The organism is Methylovulum miyakonense HT12 (assembly GCF_000384075.1).
GTDB classification, from domain to species: Bacteria; Pseudomonadota; Gammaproteobacteria; order Methylococcales; family Methylomonadaceae; genus Methylovulum; species Methylovulum miyakonense.
Genome location: NZ_KB913025.1, coordinates 767,172 through 789,402 on the forward strand (window position 1 = coordinate 767,172; position 22,231 = coordinate 789,402).

13 protein-coding genes are annotated in these 22,231 nt (G+C 49.5%); 8 read left to right on the forward strand and 5 right to left on the reverse strand.

Translation table 11 applies throughout. From position 1 onward, the window contains the following. The first annotated feature begins 165 nt into the window (after positions 1-165). Both METMI_RS0104045 and METMI_RS23075 read left to right on the forward strand, forming a co-directional pair. Positions 166-1,173, forward strand: coding sequence for a polysaccharide biosynthesis/export family protein (locus tag METMI_RS0104045; RefSeq protein WP_019864960.1), 1,008 nt, complete (start codon positions 166-168; stop codon positions 1,171-1,173). After that, a complete protein-coding gene (locus tag METMI_RS23075) occupies positions 1,173-3,269 on the forward strand; it encodes a GumC family protein (RefSeq protein ID WP_019864961.1) in 2,097 nt (698 codons plus the stop codon). Before METMI_RS0104045 ends, METMI_RS23075 begins: the two co-directional genes overlap by 1 nt. 143 nt (positions 3,270-3,412) lie before the next feature. Here METMI_RS23075 and METMI_RS0104055 read toward each other — a convergent pair whose 3' ends face one another. Continuing rightward, a complete protein-coding gene (locus METMI_RS0104055; RefSeq protein ID WP_019864962.1) occupies positions 3,413-4,732 on the reverse strand; it encodes a hypothetical protein in 1,320 nt (439 codons plus the stop codon). A 349-nt stretch (positions 4,733-5,081) separates the two neighbouring features. Between METMI_RS0104055 and METMI_RS0104060 the strand changes: the two genes are divergently transcribed. Together METMI_RS0104060 and METMI_RS0104065 are read left to right on the forward strand one after the other, a co-directional pair. Then, positions 5,082-6,161, forward strand: a complete 1,080-nt coding sequence (locus METMI_RS0104060; protein WP_019864963.1) for a glycosyltransferase family 4 protein — start codon at positions 5,082-5,084, stop codon at positions 6,159-6,161. After that, the gene (locus METMI_RS0104065) at positions 6,158-7,156 is read left to right on the forward strand and encodes a glycosyltransferase family 2 protein (protein ID WP_019864964.1); all 999 of its coding nucleotides are present in this window, start codon (positions 6,158-6,160) and stop codon (positions 7,154-7,156) included. Before METMI_RS0104060 ends, METMI_RS0104065 begins: the two co-directional genes overlap by 4 nt. 302 nt (positions 7,157-7,458) lie before the next feature. Here the strand turns inward: METMI_RS0104065 and METMI_RS23080 are convergent, their stop codons facing one another. Beyond that, entirely contained in the window at positions 7,459-8,631 is a 1,173-nt protein-coding gene (locus METMI_RS23080) for a tetratricopeptide repeat protein (protein ID WP_019864966.1), read from the reverse strand. Between the two features lie 115 nt (positions 8,632-8,746). Next, a complete protein-coding gene (locus tag METMI_RS0104075) occupies positions 8,747-9,931 on the reverse strand; it encodes an IS4 family transposase (protein ID WP_232215176.1) in 1,185 nt (394 codons plus the stop codon). Positions 9,932-10,405: 474 nt separating this feature from the next. Between METMI_RS0104075 and METMI_RS0104090 the strand changes: the two genes are divergently transcribed. Genes METMI_RS0104090 through METMI_RS0104105 form a run of 4 tightly spaced genes read left to right on the forward strand, consistent with a single transcriptional unit; the run spans position 10,406 to position 13,886 of the window. Continuing rightward, positions 10,406-11,377 carry an IS1595 family transposase gene (locus METMI_RS0104090; RefSeq protein ID WP_019864971.1) on the forward strand — a complete coding sequence of 324 codons (972 nt, stop codon included), beginning with the start codon at positions 10,406-10,408 and terminating at the stop codon, positions 11,375-11,377. 60 nt (positions 11,378-11,437) lie between these two features. Further along, on the forward strand, positions 11,438-11,887 hold the full coding sequence (locus METMI_RS23085; protein ID WP_408630391.1) for an REP-associated tyrosine transposase: 450 nt from the start codon (positions 11,438-11,440) through the stop codon (positions 11,885-11,887). A gap of 28 nt (positions 11,888-11,915) precedes the next feature. After that, positions 11,916-12,494, forward strand: coding sequence for an acyltransferase (locus METMI_RS28105; protein WP_019864972.1), 579 nt, complete (start codon positions 11,916-11,918; stop codon positions 12,492-12,494). Positions 12,495-12,500: 6 nt separating this feature from the next. Then, positions 12,501-13,886 carry an O-antigen ligase family protein gene (locus tag METMI_RS0104105; protein ID WP_019864973.1) on the forward strand — a complete coding sequence of 462 codons (1,386 nt, stop codon included), beginning with the start codon at positions 12,501-12,503 and terminating at the stop codon, positions 13,884-13,886. Positions 13,887-14,087: 201 nt separating this feature from the next. On the opposite strand, the gene METMI_RS25255 is transcribed toward METMI_RS0104105, so the two are convergent. Both METMI_RS25255 and METMI_RS26715 read right to left on the reverse strand, forming a co-directional pair. Then, positions 14,088-18,062, reverse strand: coding sequence for a beta strand repeat-containing protein (locus METMI_RS25255; protein WP_019864974.1), 3,975 nt, complete (start codon positions 18,060-18,062; stop codon positions 14,088-14,090). 276 nt (positions 18,063-18,338) lie between these two features. Beyond that, positions 18,339-22,187: a beta strand repeat-containing protein gene (locus METMI_RS26715; RefSeq protein WP_019864975.1), complete on the reverse strand. Its 3,849-nt coding sequence runs from the start codon at positions 22,185-22,187 to the stop codon at positions 18,339-18,341. Between the last annotated feature and the right edge of the window lie 44 nt (positions 22,188-22,231).

Genomic DNA, 22,231 nt, shown 5'->3' on the forward strand with positions numbered 1-22,231 from the left:
TGGCGGATCCCGGTGCTTCAAATGGCCAAGTTTTTGAGGGGGAAACTGCTTTTCCCCCGCGGCTTACAGATATTGCCGTTAATGGCTTGACAAGGTGACAGTGTTTTGAAACCTAGCTACAATCGGACGCCAGACAATTATTACAGTCTTACCGTTTAAAACACTATGGCCCATCCCTTTGCCCGACTTATCATCGCCTGCTACCTGTCATTACTGTCTGCGTGCGGGGCATGGGAAAGTATTCCCGATGCTACGGGCCATGCTGAAAAAGCGTTTACCGTTCCGGACCGCTCGACCCGCTATTCCAATATAAGCGCGGTTGAGGCGTTTAAGGCCGACACCAAAAAAATCACCGATTACCTGTTATACGACGGCGATGACATTAACATTGAAGTCATCGGCAGGCCGGAATTGTCGGGTGTGCAGCGCATAGGGCCGGATGGCCGGATTACCTTATCGGTGGTCGGTTCGGTGTCGGTGCGTAACCTCACCCGCGAACAAGCCGCCGAAACCATCAATACCGCCCTGTCACCGTATTATTTGAATATTTTCACCACGGTGCGCGTCGAGCATTACAATTCCAACCGCGTGATCATTATTGGCCGTGTCGAACATCCTGGCGAGCTGCTGTTCAATACGCCACCAAATTTGCTGGACATCCTTGCCCAAGCGGGTGGCATGCCGCTATTGCGTAAAGAACAGGTGCTGACGCGCTGCGCCATTATCCGCAAAGAAAAGATACTCTGGATAGACCTGACACGTTTGCTGACGGGTGACATCAGCTTAAACGTGCCGTTGCAACGTAATGATGTGGTGTATATTCCTGATGCGACCGACACGTCGGTGTTTGTCTTGGGCGCGGTCAATACGCCGGGGGTTTTACGGCTAACGCCACAAATGTCGTTTATGGACGCCTTGGGCCAGGCGGGAGGCTTGACCAAAGACGGCAATACCCATGACATCCACCTCATCCGCCCCAGCGCCAACGTCAATATGAAAATCGACCTGACCGATTTGTTAAAACCGCAACAGCAATTAAATGTCGCCATCAACGAAGGCGACATCATTTTCGTGCCTCGGCATGGGGTCAGCAAAATTGGTTATATCGTGCAACAAATCAACCCCTTCAGCACCCTTTTTACCATTAGCCAAATAGGCGCGGTCGTCCCTTAATGGCGGAATCCCAGCTTACCCCCGTAGCCAGCGAATCGGTGCCGACCGGGGCGATCATGCCCTTGGTCAGCCTGAAAAAGCATTGGAAAATCAGTGCCGGGGTGTTTGTGGTAATGGCTTTGCTTGGCATCCCCGTCGCGTGGAAAAAAGGCACCTCTTATTATGCCGTCACCGCCGTGGTACATGTCGCCCCACGTGTCGCCACCATCCTGCAAGACAGCAAGGAACAGGAAATCCCCTCCTACCAGCAATATCTGCAATTTTTGACGCAACAAGCCAGCACGGTGGCACGCTATGACATCGTTCTGGAGGCCTTAAAAAGGCTGGGCAATAAACGTTATGTCTGGCAATTGCCTGACGAAGAAGACCGCCGCGCCGCCGAACGCTTACAGGCGGCGCTGGTTGTGAAACCTGTCAAAGACACCTATTTGTTTTCGGTGACATTGGAATCGGACAAAAAAGACTATCTGGATGACATCGTCAATACCGTCATTGCCGTGTACTTTGAAGAAGCGCGTAAGGATTTGATGCTCTATGCCTCGAAAGAACGGCTGGCGTTTTTGTACGGGCAACGTAAAAAATTTCAGGACATCGTTACCGAGAAGAAAAAACACCTGTCCGATATAGCCCAAGAAATCAGTGTCACGACCTTTGTTGATAACGCCCCCAACCCTTACGATGACTTGCTGGCGGACAGCCAAAAAGCTTATTCCGTCGCCCAACGCGAACGCATGGCGGCGGAAGCCGGTTTGCAGTTGTTCGAAAACCCTAAAGACGCGAAGGCCTCCGCCGCGCTCGAATCGCTGGTGTCCGAACAAGTCTATAAAGACCAGGGCCTGTACAGCCTGAAAGCCAATATGTATTTAAGGCGCAGCAAATTGGTCGAACAAATCAGCGGCTTGGACGTGAAGCATCCGTGGCACGAACAAATCAAAAAACAACTGGCGGTGATTGAAGCGGAAGTGGTCGAGGCGACGACGCAATTGAGCAATGATGTCAAACGCATGTTGCTGGAAGAGCGCCGCTCAAAAGTCACGCTCACCCGGCAAATCGAACAGGGCTTGTTGGCGCAAATCACGGAACAAAAGAAACGCGCGTCTTGGTTTTCCAATAATTACAATGAAGCCCTGACCTTGACGCAGGATATAAAACGTTTTTACCAGCAATTGGAAACGGTCGAAAACCGCATCAATTTCATTGAGTTGGAATCCAACGCCCCCGGTTATATCCGTATGGAAAGCTATGCCAGGCCGCCGGAACAAGCGATACGCGGCGGCAAGAAAAAAATCTTTATTATCTTTGTGGTGCTGGGCGGGATTCTCGGCTTAATCGTGCCCATCATCATGGATTTGTTGGATCGCCGCATCAAAACCGCCGGACAAGTCGAGAAATTGCTGGGCTACAAACCCTTGGCGGCTTTATTGGAAAACGGCCAAGACGGTGTCCCGTCCCATATCATCGCCGACCAGAAACGCCGCTTGGCCTTGGCCCTGAACCGCGAACGCCTGCGCTCTGCCAAAGCCAGCAACTTGATTTTATTGACTGCAGTCACGCATGACAGCAACACCACATCATTGGCATTTGATTTGGCGCGGGATTTTGGCAATATGGACGTCAGTGCCGTGGTCGTGGAAGTCAACACCCTTAAAGCCGATGCCCGTTATGTCACAGACCCAATAAAAGCGGGCGTGTTTGATTTGATCGTAGATGCTGATATAACCGTGCAACAAATCGTCAGCCCGGCCGATTCCGGTTACCCTGACCGTATCGCCCTAAGCATGCCGGAAGACGGCCTGTTGTTCGGTTATTTGCGCCTGCAAGCCGCGCTGGGGAAATTGTCGGAACAATATGCGATGGTCATCCTCGATGCCGCACCCATTTTATTGTCCGCCGACGTGGAGTTCTTCGCCAGCATCAGTGACATTACCCTGTTGTTGATCGCCGCCCAAGAAACCCAACCTGGGGAAATCAAACGCGCCGTGCAAGTGCTGGAACGCGTGGATCCCAAAGTCATTAGCTTTATCGTCACCCGTTTGAAGGTTTTTAAAGGTGGCGGGTATTATTCCAAGGTTTATGCCCAAACACCTGCAACATAAACCCCTGCCAACAACTGGGCGGCCACTATTCATGGCCGATGGCCTAAGTCTAGTGGCCAATTAAGATCAAAAGCCAAACGGCCTGGTTATTTTGCCCAGGCCGCCCCGTTGACTGTTTTATTGGCTCCAAACCCTGCCAAGCCTCAGGCAATCACCGACATGTCAATGGCAAAACTGTCCGACTGGGTGCTTTGGGAAGTCCAAAGCACAAAATTCGTGCCTAAGCCCAAGAACTCCTTAACCATCATATAATCCGTTTGCATGAAATTGCTGATAGTTATATCCACTTCCGTGCTGAGGACTTCGTTGGTTTTCCAAACGGTGTCCACGGCAAACTGGAGCGAACTGGTGGAAATGACCGGGAACTCACTGGTGTTGATATGCCCTGAATACCAATTCACACAACCGCTCGCCACACTGGCCGATGTTGTGGAACCGTCAAATGGCGTGTTTTGGGCGTAAAGCCAGCTAGACGCGGTTTGTTGTTTGATATACCAATCCGTTATATTTTCAGTTGTTGAACTCGAATAGGTATAGCCGCCACTCACGCCATTGTTATTGAAGCCTATATTGACGGATGAACCGGTAGTGACTTGGGTGACATCATTGGTATTGCTCGGTGAACTGGCATACCAAAAAAGCGAAGCCGGTGCTTCATAGGTTGGCGAAAGCGCGGCGATAATCCATCCATAATTGTCGTCATCTGTATTGCTCATGCCATTATTTTGGAAAATGCCTGTTTCCAATAACCCCAAATATTGGAAAGCCCCACTTTGCGGGGCATTGTTGAGCGCCCCTTGGAACGTATAAGTCAGCAGCAATGAGATAGATTTAGAGGGCGGCGGCCCCATGCCAGTATCCGAATTGACTGACCCGCTGGCAGTATAAGAATGGGGGCTTGAATACACCCACTGTTGCCAAACCAATTCAGATGGCGGCGAAGACGCGGTGTCCGGCTCGACAACCGTATCAATGGCGGCTAGGAACAACTCCACATCGGCGTCAGTGAGCGGTTGCACTTGTTCAACATCCTGGAACGCAATTTGTGGGGGAAAGGTTTCTTTTACGCCATTGGCGTCACCGAGTACGGCTTGGCTTACGGATGCCACCATGCCCTTGCTGTCACCCGCTTCAACGATACGGTAGCGCGAAACTCCCGTAGCAACTTGTTGCTTAACCACATAGTAGCCTATGCTGGCCCCTTTAGACCTAAAGCCAATATGCTTAGCTACCGCTTGCTTATGCCCATCAGTGGGGTCTAACAGCAATAACGCCGCCCCCGCATCAAGGGAGGCAAACACCACACTGACATCACTAGGGAAACAAGTGCTTGCATCAATTACGACGAGGTCACCCGCACCCAAAGCTTCATCGCTACTATAGCCTGACACGGTGGCACCCAAACTCAGTTTAGTGTAAATAGGGTTGTTTATATTGCCACTTGCGAGTGTTCTTATTTGCATATTTCCTCTCTTGTTATTTTTAAATTTTGCATTAACAACCAAACCCTTCCCTGAGAATTGTTCATATATTGGACGCAGGGTCAGTTCATAAATTTCCTTAGCGATTCACGGGACAACAACCGCGTTTTTACGATAGCAAAAAATGTATATTAAAAATATTAAGTATTACCGTAATAAAAGTGAATTTTACTCAGAACCCAAAGCAAACCTTGATGCCCCCCGTCAACTATGGATTAATGTTGACTTAAATTGGATGTTATGGAGAAATAACAAGAAACGCCCTATCACCAACAATTCATGAAATGAGATAACGGCTGGTTGATAACCATTTGATTCAGGAGGAACGACAATGCAAGCAACACGCCTGCTATACCTGTTACACAGCGGCAATCTCTACGGCACGGAACGCATGGCCTTGGTGACTTTGCAAGGTTTGCAGAATGACCTGACCCCGTTATTATTCGCCCCGCCCGGCCCAGTACACGCCGAAGCGCAACGTTTAGGCATAGAATCCCATATCTTTAACGGCAGCAAGGATTTGCTCAAACAACTGCCCGTTGTTCTGAAAAACAACCAACGCATCGCCGTCTGCGCCACAGGCGTTTCCCATTCGCTGATATTTCTGTTCCTCAATCTGCGTTACCGCCTAAAAAACGTCCATCTGCACCTGGTGCATGGCGGCACTGACGAACGCCTGAGTTACGGCAGAAAAAAAATCCTCAACTATTTGCCGATAACCTTAGTCGCCGTTTCTAACTTTGTCCGCGAACGTTTGCTCGCGCATGGTGTGCGCGACCAACAAATCAAAGTATTGGAAAACTTCCTGCCTGACGAGCAAATCGACACGGCATTGCAACGTCCGCGTTTTACGCAAGATGGCATCCGCAAAGTCATCGTCGTCTCGCGTGTCGATCCGATCAAGCGCATTGATGTGTTGTTGGACGCGCTGGATTTAGAACCTGCCTTGGCGAATCTTGAATTCCGTATCCTAGGCACAGGCTGGGATTTGGACGCTTTCCGCGAGCGGGTGAAAAATACCCATCCTAACGTCAATTTCGTCGGTTTTAGCGAGCAAGTCGCCGAAGAACTCACTGCCAGCGATTTACTATTGCATTGCTGTCCTGAAGAACCGTTTGGCCTAGCGATTTTGGAAGCCATGGCGGCGAAAGTTCCCGTGTTATTGCCTAATGCCGGCGGTGCTGGCAGCTTGATCCCTGACTTGGATTTAACCGATACAGCTACTACTGGTTTGCATTTCCAAGCCAACGACCCGCAAGACTTGGCTAAACAACTCCTCCGTTTACAAACCGCCACCGCCGCGCAACTCAATAACATGGCGGACAATGCCCACCAGCGCTTATGGCAACACTATTCTAGCCACGCGCGTTTGCAAGATTACCGCGCCCAATTTGCCGAGGTTATAGCATGAACCAGCCACTGGTTTCCGTCGTCGTCATAGGCCGCAACGAAGGCCAACGCCTCGCCGAATGCTTAGATTCCATTAACAACACCCAGATTGCGGGCGGATTGGAAATCATCTACGTCGATTCCAATTCCCACGACGGTAGCCCTGAACTCGCCGAACAACGCGGCGCAAAAGTCCTACGCGTCATCCCCAAACGCCCGTGCGCGGCGATAGGCCGCAACGCCGGATGGCGCGAATCGCAAGCCGAATTCATCCTATTTTTAGACGGCGACACCCGCCTGCACCCCGATTTTCTGCCCGCCGCACTGCAAGCCTTGGCAGAAAATCCCGAAGTCGCCATCGTCTGGGGACACCGCCGCGAACGCTATCCCGACCGCACGCTGTACAACCGAGTATTAGATTTAGATTGGATTTACGCACCCGGCATCACCGATTTCTGCGGCGGCGATGCGTTGATGCGCCGCGAAGTATTGGCAAACGTCGATGGCTTTAGCGAAGATTTGATCGCTGGCGAAGAACCGGAACTCTGCCAACGCATCCGCGCCCTAGGCCACACCATCCTGCACATCGACCAGCCCATGACCGACCACGACCTCGCCATGACCCGCTGGCAAGCCTACTGGAAACGCGCCCTCAGAGCCGGACACGCCTACGCAGAAGTCTCGCAACGCATGAAAAACACCGCCTTCCCGTTATGGGTCAGCGAATGCAAACGCAACGCCATTCATGTCAGTGTGTTATTGGGGATGTTGTTGGGTGCGCTAGGCTTGACGGTGCTACTTGGCGATCCCCTGCCATTAGTTGGTTTAGTCTTGGCCTATAGCTTTTTAATCGTCCGCTCAGCGTACAAAGCGAGATGGAAATGCCGCCAGCCTGTGACTTTGTTGCTCTATGGCGTGCATTCGCATTTGCAGCAAATACCGATAGCATTGGGGCAGTTGGGGTATTGGTACAACCGGATTAGGAATCGACGGCAGGGGTTAATTGAGTATAAGTAAACTTCTGCGTGGCGTGTTAAGGGCTTCAATCACAAAGGTTTTGCCTTCCAAACGCAATTCCACCTCATCCTCAAAGCTATAGGTCTCCAATAAGCCAACCCGAATAATCAATCCGCGTGAATTGCCAATTTTCTTAATTGCGTACGCATAAAGAGCTAATAATTTGAAACGTTAGGCTAACATGAGGTGCTACCAAAGGGCTGTTTGAACGGATGTATTACCATGTTCATAAGGTTTTGAAAATATGGTCGAAAACGTTGGATTAGAAAATCCTGCAAGTATTTAATTCCATCCATACAAATTTACTTTTTATCAAATTCAGCCTGCCATTTATTGGCAGATTCTTGTGCCTCTACAATTTGTTCAGGAGTCATACGTTTTTCAGTTATAGATTTATTCTTTATAGCCGATAAGTCACCATTTCTGGCCGCAAGGTTAAACCATTTATGCGCTTCCATAAAATTTTGTGCAACGCCTAACCCCTTCAAATACATTAAACCGAGATTGTATTGAGCCGACAGATAATTCTGTTCAGCTAGTTTACTATACCAAAAAACAGCTTCTTTATAATTTTGGGCTATTCCTTGACCATTATTGAGCATCACGCCTAACTTAAATTGTGCAAGCGAATAACCTTGTTTGGCAGATTTGCTATACCAAAAAAACGCTTGTTTATAACCTTGATTGACTCCTCGGCCTTCATTGTAGATTTCACCAAGTTTGAATTGCGCTTCTGGATTATCCTGTTCACTCGCCTTCTGATACCAAAAAAGGGCTTGTTTAACATCTTTTTCAACTCCTTCACCTCTAGCGTACATATCCGCAAGAAGAAGCTGTGAATTTGGATTACCTTTTTCAGCCAGTTTTCTATACAAAAAGGCTACTTGTTTAAAATCTTGACTCACACCTTGTCCTTTAGCATACATTTCAGCAAGCTTGAATTGTGCATCTGGATTATCAAGTTCAATAGCTTTGTGAAACCAAAAAATGGCTTGTTTATAATCTTGCTCTACACCTTGACCGTTAAAATACATCAAGCCAAGCTTAAATTTTGCACAAGGATAATTCTGTCCCGCAGCTTTACGATACCAATTAACTGCTTCTTGATAATCTTTTTCAACACCGCCCCCATTTAAATACTTTTCGCCAAGGTCATATTGTGCATATTGATGATTATGCTCAGCAGCTTTTCTCAACAACAAAATAGCCGCATCTTTGTAATTTTCTCGATCTTCAAGCAGATTAGCAAGTTCATAGAATGCTTCGGGATTTTCGTTTTTAGCCAGTTTTAATGTTTGGTTTATGTTCTTGGGAAGATTTATTATAGGTTTATAACTACAAGTTTTTTGTTCATCCGCATAATATGTTCTACCTTCATCATCCGTGTATTTATAGATTTTTGAAATAGCTGATTGGCTAATTACAAAATAGAATATCAACACTACTAACCAGATATTTTGGCGTAATTTATACATTTAAATGTTTCCTAAATCATTTTTTAAAGCTCGGTTGGGGTGAGGTACAAACCCCAACAATCTCATAAATATACCATTCGTTGGGGTTCCTGTCGTCACCCCCATAGGCATCAACTTAAGAAAACGCATCAGCCATATCAAAGCGTTGGGAGGTATTGGGCTTGGTCTTTCGGGTGTTAAGCGAACAGCCATAGTTGAAACGGTCAGCCAATTCTTTTAACAACCCGGTTAACGAATCCAGGTCATTGATGCAAGCCGCCAAGCGTGCCGATTGCTCCCTGACCCTTTGGCAGCCTTTGACCAAGCTGCGTTCCTGTAGTTGCCATAAGCCTGTCAGCACAACCCAATGCTGGACCACCACACCCAACAGCTTTGCGTAAACCTCGCAAAGGATGCGATGGGGTTTTTCGCTCCGCGAATGCCCCAGTTTGCCATGGGTTTTCCATAGCTTGAACAGCAATTCGATTTGCCAGCGCACGCCATAAAGGATAAAACATTCGTCGAGGCTGAGCTTTTCAGGGGCGACGTTAGTGATTAGGATATTCCAGTCGCAGCCCGCCAAGCTCTCCGCCGTGGGCATCCTGCCGTTATCGCGGGCATTGGCGGTCATCTTCGCCCGCCGCTTCGCGCGTGCCCCATCCGGCAGTTGCCAGACCAGCAGCCTTGCGGGCAATTGTTCGGCCACACCCACGCGGACGTACATTTCCTGGCGAGTGACACCTTGTTTGAGCCAAGCCAGCAGGTTAATAGGCTGGCCGTCCATCGCCAGTACGCTGGTGCGCGGTTGCAGGCGGGATAGCCAGAATTCGCCGCGCCCGTGCTGGGCCTTCATCCGGGCCAGGTTGAAATAGCCCAAGTCCTGCAGGCGCAGGCTGCCCGGTTCATGGGTCGCCGCGGCCACCGGGCTGCGGTTGTCCGAGTGGCGGCCCGGCAACAGCCCGATATGCAACGCCCCCGTTTTCAGTTCCAAACGGGTGTCCAATTTCATGCCCGCTTCGCTGCCGCTCCCTGCGCCGCCGCTGCCTTGCCAAACGCCCGCCAGCACGGCGGGCAAGGGCACGGTGCTACAATCCGCCACGTACACGGCGGTGAACCGGTTCAGCAAGTTAACGTCAAGCAAGTCCCCTGCCACAAAAACTTGGGCGACGGCTTCCTCCAGGACGCTCTGCATAAACCCGCAGGCTTTTTCGTCAAAACGTTTGTCCAGGCCTTGCGCGGATACCCTAAGGCCATGCGCGTAGCCCGCCCGCGCCAAGCCTTCCACCGAGGGCGTATGGTTTTGTAGCCACCCGAACAGCAATGTTTTTACAAAATTTGATCCGGTGATTTTACGCTGCCGCCCGATAAACCCGTTTTTTTGCCAAACTGTCGGCTTTGCCGTTTAAAACGTGTTGCAATGCCCGTGCTACGCTTGAAAAAATGTCCATGTCCCGATTCCTTCTGATAGTTGTTTGGCTTATCATGCGTGAAATCAGAGATGTTCGTCTAAATTTCCTTAAGTTGATGCCTATGGGGGTGACGACAGGAACCCCAACAATCCCATAGACACCCATTTGTTGGGGTTCCTATCGTCACCCCAACCTACAGAGGATTTTTTATGCGTTACCGTCGTGCCAATGTAGCCGGAGCTTGTTATTTTTTCACGGTTAATTTGGCGGAACGCAAAAGCCGTTTGTTAGTTGAGCAGGTGGATTTGTTAAGGCTATGTTTGCGTTAATAGTTGAATCTGAACTTTTGTACTCACCCTGGTCTCATTGGGACAGGGGGTGGAACAATGAAGACAAAAGCCTATTGCGAGTGGTTGGAAGGGGTGGGCCGCCTCACCCGAAAGCAACGGACAGCCGTGCTCGTCCAGCTGAATGCGGCGGAATCCCGTGAAGCCATCGTCAGTGAATTGGAGAGCGGACACCTGCGCCCGTGCCCGCATTGCCAGAGCGGGCGACTGGGCCGCTGGGGCAGGCAATCGGGGTTACAGCGGTTCCGCTGCCGGGACTGCGGAAAATGTTTTAATGCTTTAACGGGCACCCCGCTTGCGCGGTTGCGGCATAAAGAGCGCTGGTTCGATTATAGCCAAGCCTTGATTGAAGGGCTCACCGTCCGTAAAGCCGCCGAGCGTTGTGGCGTGGCTAAAACCACGAGCTTTCGCTGGCGGCACCGTTTTCTCACCGAGGTGGCCGGGCTGAAGGCGACTGGCTTGACCGGCATTGTCGAAGCGGACGAAACCTATTTTCCGTTGTCATTCAAAGGCTCACGACAGTTACCAAGGCCGCCGCACCGCCGTGGCCATGCGGCCCATCAACGCGGGACGGGGGACGGTCAAGTGCCGGTATTGGTGCTACGTGACCGTCATGGTACCACCACCGACTTCAAACTGACGGCGGCCACGCAAGCCGAAGAGGCGCCCATTATTGGCCGCGTCGTCGTAGCGGACGCCGTGCTATGCACCGATGGCGGCGCAAGTCTCAAAGGCGCGGCGCGTCAGGCGGGTATTGCGCATCGTGCATTGAACCTATCGGCGGGGATTCGTGTGCTGGCCGGGGTTTACCACATCCAAAATGTCAATGCGTATGACAGCCGCCTCAAAACTTGGATGCGGCGGTTCCATGGGGTCGCCACCAAATACCTTGATAACTATCTGGGCTGGCGGCGCGGACTGGAGCGATGGGGCGAACAAATCACCCCCGGCGTCATCCTGCAAGCCGCTGTGGGGCGTTGCGTACCTTTCCAACTATTAACGCAAACATAGCCTTTGTTAAGGTCATCGGTACGGCGGGTGCAATTGGCGCATCCGTTTGTCATTGATGCGATGGTGGTAATGCCTGACCATTTGCATTGTTTGTGGACATTGCCGGAAAACGATGGTGATTTTTCTACCCGTTGGGGGTTGATAAAAGCAGGTTTTTCAAGACAACTTGCGGCAACAGAAAGGGTATCCATAAGCCGGAAAAGCAAGGGCGAGCGTGGTGTCTGGCAACGTCGGTTTTGGGAACACCTGATCCGCGATGAGTTGGATTTTGAACGCCATGTGGATTACATCCACTACAATCCCGTTAAACATGGTTATGTGACGAGGCCAGTGGATTGGCAATTTTCAAGCATTCATCGTTATATTAAAACCAGATTATTGATGAAAATTGGGCTTGCGGTGATGATTTTGGCTCGATTGGTTTTGGTGAGCAAACGGAGGTCTAACCTCTGTTGTTGGGGTTCGTACCTTTTATGCCCTTGTTGGGTACACCTCAACCTACGATATTAAACTCTGAACCTAAATAAAAAGGTAACCCATGAGCCAGCAACTAAAAAAACTCTTAGTTAAATCCCTCTATCCCCTCGCCACAATCACCAACAAGCTAGACGCACTCCATCGCCTCTGGGCCAACGCCCGCCTGAACAGCGCGTTAAACGGCACGGTGCATCCGTCGGTTGTGGTGCTGAACACACCGGAATTGCACGGCACCAGGCAAATCAGCTTAGGGCAAAACCTGTATCTGTACCGCGATTTGTATCTGGAAACCCAAGACGCGGGAAACATCACCATCGGCAACGATGTGGTATTGTCGCGCGGGGTGCATTTGGTCGCGTTTGCTTCGATTGTGTTGGAAGACGGGGTGATGATAGGCGAATATTCCAGTCTGCGTGATGCCAACCACCGTATCGTCGGCGAAGGCTCAATGCGGCATAGCGGACACGAGGGCAAGCCTATCCACATCGGCAAAAATGCCTGGATAGGCCGTGGCGTGACCATACTGGGCGGCGTGACCATCGGCGCAAACGCGGTGGTCGGCGCCAATGCGGTAGTCACGAAAGACATACCCGCCGGAGCGGTGGCTGCGGGGGTTCCGGCGCGGGTCATCAAAACTTAACTCCCGATGCTATCGTACATCGCTTATTTACCTGGAATTTGGGCGTATTACGTCGCGCAAAACCAGTCTGTCACCAAAGCGTTCATTTGGGTGTACATCCCGACCTTGCTGCTGCTGCCGGATTATTACCGGGCCATCACGCCAGGCTTGCCTGACCCTTCGTTTAACCAAAGCGCATCGGTGGCTTTGTTCGCGGTCTTTGTCATGAAAGGCTCGCCCGGTTATAAATTCAGCCTTACGGATTTGCTTGTCGGTTTTTACGCCTTTTCTGTGTCCTTTTCCGAATTCCTTGCTTCCGGTTATGCCGATGCGCAAAACCTGATGTTTTTTGAACTCACGTCGGTGATGTTCCCCTATATTTTCGCCAAAAGCCTGATCGAGCCGTTTAATTTGCGCTATGACTTTGCCAAAAGCGTGGTGCTGTGTTTGGCCTTCGTTTTTGTCATGAACTTGTTCGAGAACAAATTTGGCTACAACTTATGGCAAGCCTACTTGGGCATGTTCTTTCCAGGCCAAGGCTTGGGCTGGATCACCACTTTCCGCTTTGGCTTGGCACGGGCGGCGGGGCCGTATGGGCATTGTCTGCTGGATGGCGTGATTATGGCGGTCGGTTACCGCTTACAACGCTGGTTGCAATGGTCGGACGCCTGGCCTGCAAAAATGAAACAGCTGGCGTGGGCCCCTTGGTTCAGCCCGGCGCAAATTTTCACCCTCATGATTTTGGGCGGGGTGTTGACGACGTTGGGTAAAGGCCAATGGTTGGCGGGCATTGTCGCTGCGGGCATCACCATCATTGGCCGTTCCAAACAACGGGTGGCGGCGATGACGGCGGTCATCGCCGTGATGGTGTTTATCGGCTTGCCCTTGCTGCTGGCCTTTTTAAGTTATGCGTCGGTCGGGCGAAAAAATGCCAAAGATGATAACCAAGAAACCGCCGCTTACCGTTACGAACTGGTGACAGAATACATGGATGTCGCCAGCGAACGCCTATGGTGGGGTTGGGGTTTGATGAAATGGCCGGAAGTCCCTGGCTTTGAATCCATCGACAACCATTTTTTGCTGACTTATCTGAACCACGGCGTGATTGCCTTGACCCTATTGCTGGCCATTATGTTAGGCATGATGGTGCGCCTGATTATCCACGGCATGTCGCGCCCGATGACCGAACCCAAAGGCAGTTCATTGGCGTTTTCATTGGCGGCAATTTTTTTGATGTATTTTATCGCCGTGGCGACCGTGGCGATGATGAACCAAAGCTGCACCTTGTTCTTTATTATCGTTGGCCTGTCGGATGCGTATTTACGTTTAAGCACTTGGGATGGCGACCAGGGGGGCGGCAAAACCAGGGTGGAGCCGGATAACCGTAAGTTTAAGTTTCGGAAGGTGCTTTAAATCACACAGATGCCAAACGCAACCCAGTATATTTATACCGCATATTTCAATTGGATATTGCACCTTCTGGAAATACGCTTTAAACAAAAACATACGGCACATACCCCAAACAAAAAAACCTCCATCCGGTTGCCCAAATGGAGGTCGCTTATGCTTTTAACAGCCTCTACATGGCTTAAAGGTAGAATGACTTAGCGGGTTTTAGGCAAACAAGAAATCCGTGCTGTTCAGTGCCCCAGTAATGCCTGTCAGCGATATAAAGGTATCACTTGAGGTAATTGTAGCAGTTGCATCATTAATGATGGCGTAGTGGCCTGCCAACGTGCCCGCAGTAACTGTTACATCATAGATTTGAGCCGTTGAATTTGATGATGCCACCCCTGCGCTCGCCGACTGGACAGCAGAAGCGAGTGTCGTGAAAGTTCCCGCCGTGGCAACTGTCACAGCATTTACAGATGCTGTTGTCGAACCAGTAAATGTCATGGTTCCGAAAGCAGAGCTACCGATACCCAATTGGATGGTATCCCCTACGGCTGAACCGTTACCATTAAAATCAGTAATGCTGTCAATGTTTACGGCGGAGGTATTGCCTGCCGCGAAACTAGAGCCTTGGGTTGCTGCTTTGTTGGCAATCACAAATTTATCATTGCCCAAGCTACCCGACATGGTATCGGCTCCGCCAGCCCCGGTAATAGTATCGTTACCCACGCCGCCTTTTAAGGTGTCATTACTGGAAGTGCCGGTAATGGTATGACCCAATACAAAACTTGATGCTGTCAACGTTGATGTAAAGCCAGTCAATTGGACTTCAAAGTCTATGGTACTGGCAATGCCATCCGTATCAGCAATCAGGAAGGTGTTGGAGCCACTGACATAATAATCCAAGGTATGGGCAGCTGAAACGGTGGTTGGCGTACCGGCTTTCAAACCACCAAATGCCAACGTCCCTGTATCAATAGCGCTTAAGTCAATGACATCCGGGCCGGCTAGGCTAAAGTCGGTGATGACATCAAAATTGGCCGCCGAGGAGTCTGATGACTGTGTAAAGGTAAACATGTCGGCACCGGCACCGCCAGTCAGCGTATCTTTGCCGATTCCTCCGTTGATAACATCATTGCCCGCTCCGGCATCCAAAGCATTATTGCTGACGTTGCCGATTAGGATGTTGGCAGAACTGTTACCTATCCCGTTAATAACCCCAGTACCGGTCAAAGTCAGGTTTTCAACCAATGCATCTGTAATGGTATAAGTGACACTGGCGTTGACAATATCCAAATTGGCATTAGCGACTGTAGTCGCGGCATGGTCGGCACCAGATGTGCCTGTGCTTTCATCAACCGTATCCCCCGTATCGTCAACAAAATAAGTATCTACGCCGTTACCGCCATTTAACGTATCGGCACCAGCCTTACCATCCAGCGTGTCATTACCATCAAGACCCACCAAAGTATTGTTGGCACCATTACCGTTTAGGATATTATTTGATACGTTACCCGTACCATTTATCGCGCTGATTCCGGTCAAAGTCAGGTTTTCCACATCCACATCGAAGATAGTGTAAGTGACACTGGACTGGACGAGGTCAGTGCCTTGGCCTGAAGTTTCAGCATTGATTTGGTCACCGTTACCAGCAGCGGTGTTGGTCGTGTCAACAATATAGGTATCATTACCAGCCCCGCCATCCATAATATCCGCACCCGAGCCGCCATCAAGCGTGTCATCACCTGCGCCGCCAGTAAGCGTGTCAACACCACCCAAACCAGAAAGGATGTTGTTTCCCGCATTTCCTGTCAAGACGTTGGCAGAAGCGTTGCCCGTACCATTAATGGCATCGGTATTGGTGACTACACCAGTAAGACCAGTGAGCGTCAAATTTTCGACATCCACGTCCAATAGGGTGTAAGTGACACGGGACTTGACCAAATCAGTGCCTTGGCTTGCCAACTCAGTGACCACATCGTTAGTAAAGTCAACGGAGTAGGTGTCATCACCCAAACCGCCCGCCATCGAATCGGCATCAGGCGTGACCCCAGAAATAGCACCCGTATCCGCGGTACCACCGACCAAGAGGTCATTACCGCCACCACCTTGCAGGTTGTCCGCGTTATCGCCGCCAATTAAGGTATTGTCACCATTATTGCCGGTAATCGTATTAGCCGCCGCGTTGCCAGTACCATTAAGGGCGTCGGTGGACGTGGTCGTACCGTTACTACCAGTCAAGGTCAGGTTTTCAATATCGGCATCGGTCAATGTGTAAGTGACACTGGCTTTCACCAAATCAGTACCTAACAGCGAGCCTTCAGAGACAGAATCTGATGCGTTATCGACTATGTAAGTGTCATTGCCTAAACCACCGGACATCGTATCCGCACCTGTTCCGCCATCAAGAACATCGTTACCGCCCAAGGTGTCGGTCAGGATATCATTGCCAGCCAAGCCAAATAAGGTATTGTTGCTAATATTGCCAGTGATGGTATTGGCTAAAGAATTGCCTGTACCGTTGATAATGGCCGAACCCGTTAGGGTGAGGTTTTCAACACCAATACTGGTATTGCCGCTCGCGTTGTCATTCAATGCGAAAGTGACCGTGGTGTTGACGAGATCGGTGCCCGCACTTGCCACTTCATTGACAACATCGGTGGTATCGGTGACATTGTACGTATCATTGCCTGTACCGCCACTCAGGGTGTCCGCCGCCCCGTCACTAGTCAGAGCATCCCCTCCTCCCGTTAAGGTGTCATTACCTGAACCGCCAACCAATGAGTCAGCACCTTTCCCGCCGATCAAAATATTGTTGCCACTATTACCTGTGATGGTATTGGCTAAGGAATTGCCTGTGCCGTTGATATTGCCCGTACCCGTTAAGGTGAGGTTTTCAACTCCAATACTGGTATTGCCGCTCGCGTTGTCATTCAATGAGAAAGTGACAATTGTGTTGACGAGATCGGTGCCTGCATTGGCGGCTTCATTGACAACATCGGTGGTATCGGTGACATTGTATGTATCATTGCCCGTACCGCCAGTCATGGCATCGGCTGCGCCATCACCAGTCGAAGCATCCACACCCCCTGTTAAGGTATCATTGCCAGAACCTCCCTTTAGGGTATCCACACCAGCACCACCAATCAGCGTATCATTCCCGCCCAATAAATCGGTCAAAGTATCGATACCTGCACCACCATTCAGGGTATTATTACCGCTATTTCCGAATATTGTATTCGCCAAACCATTACCAGTCCCGCTAGTGGCGCTACCCACTAAACGCAAAATTTCTACCGTCACCGCTTTGGCGCTCATGTCAAAAGAAACTGCACTGCTGATCACCTGATCCGTGGTACCGCTTGTATCAGTAATACTGTCGTTGGCACTGTCAACAATATAAGTGTCATTGCCACTACTGCCATTCAATGAATCATCACCTGCACCGCCATCCAGAACGTTATTGGCCGAGTTGCCTGTTATAGTGTTATTTAAACCGTTACCCCTAGCGTTCACGGCATTGGTTCCAGTTAGCACCAAATTTTCGATTCCAGCCCCCAACGCATAGTCAACGCCCGCATTGACAAGGTCAGTGCCTGTGGTGCCAGTGTCGGTGACCAGATCGCCTGCGGTGACAAAATAAGTGTCACTGCCATTTTTACCATCCATGATGTCTATGCCTGCACCACCATCAAGGCTATTGGCATTGCCATCACCCGCCAAGGTGTCGCTATAGATTGAGCCTATGATGTTTTCAATATTCAGCAGTTTGTCAGTACCGGCACCAATAGTGTCTTGGGCGGACGTAATGCTTAAGTCAACAGTAACGGCTGAATTGGCGCCCGCATAGGATACGGTATCAATACCGAGCCCACCATCGAGATAGTCATTAAATTCAGTACCAACCAGAGTATTGGCCAAATCATCGCTGGATGCAGTAACAAAGCCATCACCGATAATCAATTTACTGCCGTCGGCAAAAATAAAATTTGTACTGGCCACCTGCTTCTGGGTAAAACTAGTTAAGGTCAAGGTAAAACCAGTGGAAAGCTTTATGGTGATATTTGCCCCTGATGTTGCAATAATCAAATCAGACGCATGGATACTGTCATTAAACGTTAAAAAATCGGTGGTTAAAAATGCCTGCGACGCATTGCCGCTAGCAATTAATGTAGAGAAATCGTAGGTATTAGCCATATTTATGACCTCAATAATGAAAAAACAAGTTGATTATAGAATCGGGCGCAGGTTTATAAAATACGCTTATCCTCAAATAAAACAATTAACTTTAAGGTGGCACAATCCGTATGAGGGATTAAACAAATTGGACGCAACCAGACCTTAAGCGTACAGCATTTTATACAGATCGTTATACATCAAAAAAGCGAAGTTTGTTGCTTTTATCTAGGCAAAAAAAAACCCTCACCCGGACGAATGAGGGTTTTATTTCGGCGCTAAACTAAAGCGTTATAACTAGAACACAAAATCCGTTCCTGCCATTGGGCTAGAGAAGCCAGTTAAGATAATTTCAAAATCAGCCACACCATCACCGCCGATGTCACCTAAGACTACCGTGTCACTTCCTGACGCTTCATACACGACTTCTTTTGCCCCTGTTCCGGTAAATGAGGTTAAAACAACACCTGATCCAGAACCTGCACCAGTATCATCAAATATTTGATGTAAATTAATGACATCCGAACTTTGCGTAAAGTCGGTTATAACATCAGATGCGCCCAATGTTGTATCATTTGATGTTACGGTTGTGACATGTGTTGTTGTGTTGGTAGTTGACGTGGTTGCAAACTGGAATATATCGTTTCCGGCATTTCCAGTTAATGTATCTTTGCCCAACCCTCCAATTAAGGTGTCGGCACCAGCCGCTCCAACCAACGTATCAATTCCGGCAAGCCCGCTTAAGGAGTTGGCACTACCTGTACTGGTCAGGGTGTTGGCGGATGCATTTCCGATACCTGTTGTTGCTGTACCGCTCAAGGTTAAGTTTTCAACATCCACATCCGTTAAGGTGTAGCTAACACTTGCAACAACGGTGTCTGTGCCTTGTGAAGCACTTTCTGTAACGGTATCGCCTGAATTGTTAACATTGTAAGTGTCATCGCCCACACCACCGATCAGGGTATCTGCCGCACCAGCTCCACCATCATCCAGAACGTTATTTTTAGCATTACCTGTGATGATATTGGCTGAAACGTTGCCCGTACCATTGATCACACCGGAACCCGTCAATGTCAAGTTTTCCACAGCCGTATCGAAGATCGTGTAAGTGACGCTAGACTGGACAAGGTCAGTGCCCGTGCCTCCGTCAGTGATCTGGTCACCGTTAGTAGCCGTGGTGTTGGTGGTATCAACAACATAGGTGTCATTACCATCCCCTCCGCTCATAATATCAGCTCCAGCTTTACCATCAATCAAGTTAGCGGCCGTATTGCCTATGATGGTATTAACCGATCCGTTACCCGTCGCGTTGATCACACCTGAACCCGTCAATGTCAGGTTTTCTACATTTATGTTTGTAATCGTGTAAGTCACGCTAGATTGGACAAGATCCGTGCCTTGGCTTGGGCTTTCCGTAACTTTATCGCCTACATTGTCAACAACATAAGTGTCATTACCGTCACCACCTACCATGGTATCTGCACCGCCCAAACCATTAAGGATGTTGTTAGCACCATTGCCTGTCAGTGTGTTTACTGATGCGTTACCCGTCGCGTTGATCACACCAGAACCCGTCAATGTCAGGTTTTCCACATCTACATCAAAGATCGTATAAGTGACGCTAGACTGGACAAGATCGGTGCCTGCGCCTGCATTTTCAGTGATTTGGTCACCGTTAGTCGCCAAGGTGTTGGTGGTGTCAACGACATAAGTGTCATTGCCAGCCCCGCCACTCATAATGTCCGCACCACCGAGACCATCAATAATGTTGTTGCCCGTATTGCCCGTGATGGTATTGACTGAAGCGTTACCTGTAGCATTGATGTTAGTTGAACCCGTCAATGTCAGGTTTTCTACATCCGTATCGAAGATTGTGTAAGTGACGCTAGACTGGACGAGGTCTATGCCTGTACCCCCGTCAGTGATCTGGTCACCATTAGTAGCCAAGGTGTTGGTGGTGTCAACAATATAGGTATCGTTGCCATCCCCGCCACTCATAATATCTGCACCAACACCACCATCAAGCTTGTCCGCGCCAGCGAGGCCATTTAGCGTGTCATTGCCTGCGCCGCCGTTTAAGGTACTAGCTAAGGTCACATTGGCAGTCAAGGTATTGTCAGCCGCATTACCTGTCCCGACAACTGCGGAACCAATCAGTATTAGATTTTCAACTTCAGCCGTTAATGTATAGCCGCTAACCCCTGCGATTGAAGACCGGACAGTATCTGTGCCTTGGCCAGCTAGTTCGGTGACAGTATCTGAGGCATTGTCAACCACATAGGTATCATCACCATCACCGCCAAGCATGGTATCAATACCTAGGCCGCCATCTAACGTATCTCCGCCGCCTTGACCATCAAGCTTATCGTTACCTGCATTGCCAGTGAGGCTATTGGCAACGCCGTTACCCGTAATGGTATTGTCAAGGGCGTTACCTGTGCCATTGACCGCTGATGCGCCACTCAGGGTCAGCTTTTCAACACCAACGCTTGCAGCAACACTTAAATCAAACGTCGCTGTCGATATGACAGTGTCCGTACCCTGGGAGGCGGCTTCGGTCACCACATCTGTTGATGAGTTGACTTGATAAGTGTCGTCACCTAAGCCACCAACTAACGTATCAGTCGTACCTTCGCTGTTACCGTCGATCAGCGTATCGTTGCCAGCATTGCCGGTCAGGGTATTGGCGGCACTGTTACCTGTGATAGTGTTGTCAGAGGCGTTACCAGTTCCGCTCAGTGTTAGTGCTCCTGTCAAGGAGACATTTTCTACATTAGCGATGGCGCTAATATCAACATTCACCAAAGCAGAGGTAACCGTATCAGTACCTTGCAAAGCCAACTCGGTGATAACGTCTGTGGTAGCGTCGACCAATGTGTAGGTATCATCACCAAACCCACCCACCAAGGTATCGGCACCGCCTGTACCTCCATTAAGACTATCGTTACCATAACCACCCGTGATGACGTTAACCCCAGCGTTACCAGTCAAAACATCGCTGTAATTACTTCCTGTCAAATTTTCAAAATTAGAGATAGTATCTGAACCCGAACCGCCAGTGGCTTGCGACGTGGCAAGCGCAAGGCTTACAGTCACACCCGTGGTTGAACTAACGCCGTATTGGTATGAAAGCGTATCCGCCCCCCCAACACCTGTATTACCGGCACCATCTAAGGTATTGTTACCACTACCCGCATAGATAATATTGTTTAAAGCGTTGCCCGTACCATTAATGTTGCCGGCGGTCAGACGTAAATTATCAACGTTAGTGCTTAATGTGTAAGTGGCACTGGATACTACGAGATCGATGCCCGCGCTACCGGCAGCCGTTTCATTGACCACATCCGTTGTTTTGCTTACAAAATAGGTGTCATCGCCTGCACCGCCCTGGAGGTTGTCATTTCCAGTCCCAGCACCACCTGTGAGAATGTTATTAAGGCTGTTACCAATAATGATGTTGGCAACCCCATTGCCCGTACCTGAAACCGCACCTGCGGCTAGCGTCAAATTTTCGACATTAACGCCCAACACATAATCGACGCTGCTAATCACGGTATCCGTACCTTCACTAGCATTTTCAGTCACTGTATCACTGGCATTGACTATATAGGTATCATTGCCAGCACCACCCGTCATAGCGTCAACACCCGCTCCGCCATCCAGATAATTGTTTGATGTGTTGCCTGTTAAGGTATCGTTGTAAGATGACCCGGTGATATTTTCGACACTGATTAACTTATCAGTACCGCCGCCGCCAGTGTTTTGGGCAGTAGCTACAGTTAAGTCTACGGTGACAGCGGACGTTGCTGTTGCATACGAAACCGTGTCATTACCTCCGCGGCCATCAAAATAGTCATTAGAGTCAGTGCTTATAAAGGAATTTGCCAAGCCATCATTGGCAGTGGTTGTCAGGTCATCACCAATTTGTAATTTGCTGCCATCGGCAAAGATAAAATTCGCGCTGGAAACATTATCTAGGTTGAATCCAGTTAAAGTAACGGTTTTACTGCCATCACTAATTGCAATGTTTACAGTTCCTGTAATAGTGATTGATGACGCACTGACTGTTGAAACATCAAAAATCAAAAAATCGCTGGTAGTAAACACAATGCTTGCAGGTGCAGTAGAAAATTTATAAGTAGCCATAGTTGTTCTCTTTAATTGTGAAAATAGTGAATCAGACCGGAGGT

Bases quoted from the DNA above. Each gene is read 5' to 3' on its own strand.
- METMI_RS23085 (WP_408630391.1), top strand. From the start codon at position 11,438: ATGGTGGTAATGCCTGACCATTTGCATTGTTTGTGGACATTGCCGGAA.
- METMI_RS26715 (WP_019864975.1), bottom strand. From the start codon at position 22,187: ATGGCTACTTATAAATTTTCTACTGCACCTGCAAGCATTGTGTTTACT.
- METMI_RS0104090 (WP_019864971.1), top strand. From the start codon at position 10,406: ATGAAGACAAAAGCCTATTGCGAGTGGTTGGAAGGGGTGGGCCGCCTC.
- METMI_RS28105 (WP_019864972.1), top strand. From the start codon at position 11,916: ATGAGCCAGCAACTAAAAAAACTCTTAGTTAAATCCCTCTATCCCCTC.
- METMI_RS0104055 (WP_019864962.1), bottom strand. From the start codon at position 4,732: ATGCAAATAAGAACACTCGCAAGTGGCAATATAAACAACCCTATTTAC.
- METMI_RS0104065 (WP_019864964.1), top strand. From the start codon at position 6,158: ATGAACCAGCCACTGGTTTCCGTCGTCGTCATAGGCCGCAACGAAGGC.
- METMI_RS25255 (WP_019864974.1), bottom strand. From the start codon at position 18,062: ATGGCTAATACCTACGATTTCTCTACATTAATTGCTAGCGGCAATGCG.
- METMI_RS0104105 (WP_019864973.1), top strand. From the start codon at position 12,501: ATGCTATCGTACATCGCTTATTTACCTGGAATTTGGGCGTATTACGTC.
- METMI_RS0104045 (WP_019864960.1), top strand. From the start codon at position 166: ATGGCCCATCCCTTTGCCCGACTTATCATCGCCTGCTACCTGTCATTA.
- METMI_RS23075 (WP_019864961.1), top strand. From the start codon at position 1,173: ATGGCGGAATCCCAGCTTACCCCCGTAGCCAGCGAATCGGTGCCGACC.
- METMI_RS0104060 (WP_019864963.1), top strand. From the start codon at position 5,082: ATGCAAGCAACACGCCTGCTATACCTGTTACACAGCGGCAATCTCTAC.
- METMI_RS23080 (WP_019864966.1), bottom strand. From the start codon at position 8,631: ATGTATAAATTACGCCAAAATATCTGGTTAGTAGTGTTGATATTCTAT.